Source organism: Salipiger sp. PrR003 (assembly GCF_010500785.1).
GTDB lineage: Bacteria > Pseudomonadota > Alphaproteobacteria > Rhodobacterales > Rhodobacteraceae > Salipiger > Salipiger pacificus_A.
On sequence record NZ_JAAGOV010000119.1, the window covers coordinates 1 to 2,386 of the forward strand.

Sequence of the window (2,386 nt, forward strand, 5' to 3'; positions counted from 1 at the left end):
TGAACCGCCCCGGGTTTGCCGGAGGCTCCAACTCCTGAGTAGCAACTGTCTTTCAAACGATGGCGTCTCGGTAGGCCGTTCCAGTTTTGATCATTGCGTTGAGAACGGTCAGGAGCTTGCGCGCGCAAGCGACGATGACGGGCTTTTTGGCCTTTCCAGCCGCAAGCAGGCGCTCCTTGAAGGCTCTGAACCGCGGGTCGAACCTGCTGGCGGTGAGTGCTGCCAGATAGAGGGTGCGCCTGATCGTGCCGCGTCCACCCCATATGCTGCGTTTGCCGCGTCGATGTCCGGAGTCATTCGCATGTGGTGCGAGTCCGGCGAGAGCCGCGATCCTTCGGCGGTCAAGCTGACCAAGTTCAGGGAGCTGCGCGATCAAGGTTGCTGAGACGACGGGCCCGATCCCGTTGACTTGGCGTAGGCGCGCGGCTTGCTCGCGCAAATCGCACTGTTCTTGGATTACGGCTTCCATCTCTGCCTCGGCTTTCGCGAGACTGGCTTGCAGGGTCTTGATGTGCTGAGAGATGTTACGCCGAATCCATGGATCCTGCGCTGTCCTCAAGCGGTTTTTCTCCGCAACGATCATGGTGGTGATGCCCGCCCGGTGGCCGGTAAGTTCAGACAAACGCTGCCGTTCGGCAGAACGCGGGCTCGCCGGAGCCAGCTGTAGAGCGCGTCCCATCTCGGCCAGGACCAGCGCATCGACGCGGTCACTCTTGGCCAAGCGCCCGGTTGCGCGGGCAAACTCGCGGGCCTGCCGAGGGTTCACACATGTCGCGAGCCGCCCAGCTTCGAAGAGAGCCGACATTACGGGTCGCTCGTAGCCAACGGATGCTTCGAGGACTACGATGGATGAGCCAACTGTCGCTGCAAAACTACGCAGCGATCGGCGGTCGGTTTGTATCCTCTCCTGCCGGGAAGAGGCGGGGTCACACACGTCGATCCAGTCTTTCGCAACATCGACGCCGATGTAGGTTTGGGGCAAAGTCACTGTCCTGTCCTTGATATTCGGGGTCGGCACTACGGGCGCCCCTTGCAACTGTTCAGGTTCAAATGGCGACGGCGCAAATGGGCCCCTTGCTACTCAGCGGGATCTACCTCCCCGGGATGGAACGGGGTCCCACCTGCGTTCCCAGTATGCCCGACCTTGAACACACAAGGATGGAGCACCATGAGCAAGACCACGAACAAATTTTCCCCTGAAGTCCGCGAGCGCGCGGTGCGGATGGTTCTCGGCAACGAGGGCGAGCATGGCTCTCGCTGGCAGGCGATCACATCGATCGCAGCGAAGATCGGGTGTTCGGCGAACACGCTGAACGACTGGGTCAAGAAGGCCGAGGTCGACGGCGGCAAGCGGGCCGGAGCTCCCAGCGATACGGCCGAGAAGATAAAGGCGCTCGAACGGGATAACCGAGAACTGCGCCAAGCGAACGAGATCCTGCGTAAGGCGTCGGCTTATTTTGCGATGGCGGAGCTCGACCGCCGGTCGAAGTGATGGTGGATTTCGTTGAAGCGCATCGCGATGCGCATGGGGTCGAGCCGATCTGCGCGGTGCTGCCGATCGCCCCATCTACCTACTACGATCACTTGGCGAAGCGGGCTGACCCGGCGCGGCAGTCTGACCGCGCCCGTCGTGATGCCACCCTGCGACCTGAGATCGAACGCGTCTGGGAGGAGAACTATCAAGTCTACGGCGTCCGCAAGGTATGGCGCCAGCTTGTCCGGGAAGGGTTCGATGTCGCTCGCTGCACTGTGGCAAGGCTTATGAAGGACATGGATATTCAAGGCATTATCCGCGGCAAGCCACATCGGACGACGTTCCCGGACAAGAAGACCCCGTGTCCGTTGGACAAGGTGAACCGTGAGTTCCGCGTTCCGGCACCCAACATGCTCTGGGTGAGCGACTTCACCTACGTCGCCACCTGGAAGGGCTTCGTCTATGTCGCCTTTGTCATCGACGCCTACGCGCGCAAGATCGTCGGCTGGCGCGCCAGCACCTCGGCGCAGACAGGGTTCGTGTTGGATGCCCTCGAGCAAGCGGTCCATGATCGGCGACCGACGAAGGCAATGGGTCTGGTCCATCACAGCGACCGCGGATCGCAATACCTGTCCATTCGCTACACCGAAAGGCTGGGCGAGGCCGGCATCGAACCATCCGTGGGGAGCGTCGGCGACAGCTACGACAATGCGTTGGCCGAAACCATCAATGGCCTCTACAAGGCTGAAGTCATCCACCGCCGCGGCCCCTGGCGCAGCTTCGAGGCCGTCGAATATGCCACGCTGGAATGGGTGGACTGGTTCAACAACCGCCGACTTCTCGAGCCCATCGGAAACATCCCGCCAGCCGAGGCAGAAGCCAACTTCTACGCAGCTCTGGAAACTGAAGACA

2 protein-coding genes and 1 other annotated feature are annotated in these 2,386 nt (G+C 61.4%); of the genes, one reads left to right on the top strand and one right to left on the bottom strand.

The features are described 5' to 3' along the window. Positions 1 to 52: 52 nt before the first annotated feature. A complete protein-coding gene (locus G0D83_RS30815; protein ID WP_164198536.1) occupies positions 53 to 982 on the bottom strand; it encodes an IS110 family transposase in 930 nt (309 codons plus the stop codon). 186 nt (positions 983 to 1,168) lie between these two features. Between G0D83_RS30815 and G0D83_RS30820 the strand changes: the two genes are divergently transcribed. Further along, positions 1,169 to 2,386, top strand: a protein-coding gene (locus tag G0D83_RS30820; RefSeq protein WP_164198537.1) for an IS3 family transposase whose coding sequence is annotated in 2 segments (ribosomal slippage) — positions 1,169 to 1,457 and positions 1,457 to 2,386 — 1,219 coding nt annotated over the 2 segments. Because the reading frame shifts where the segments join, the coding sequence is not laid out codon by codon here. This gene is flagged as partial in the annotation. Continuing rightward, positions 1,450 to 1,566, top strand: a sequence feature (AL1L pseudoknot). It overlaps the preceding gene by 117 nt.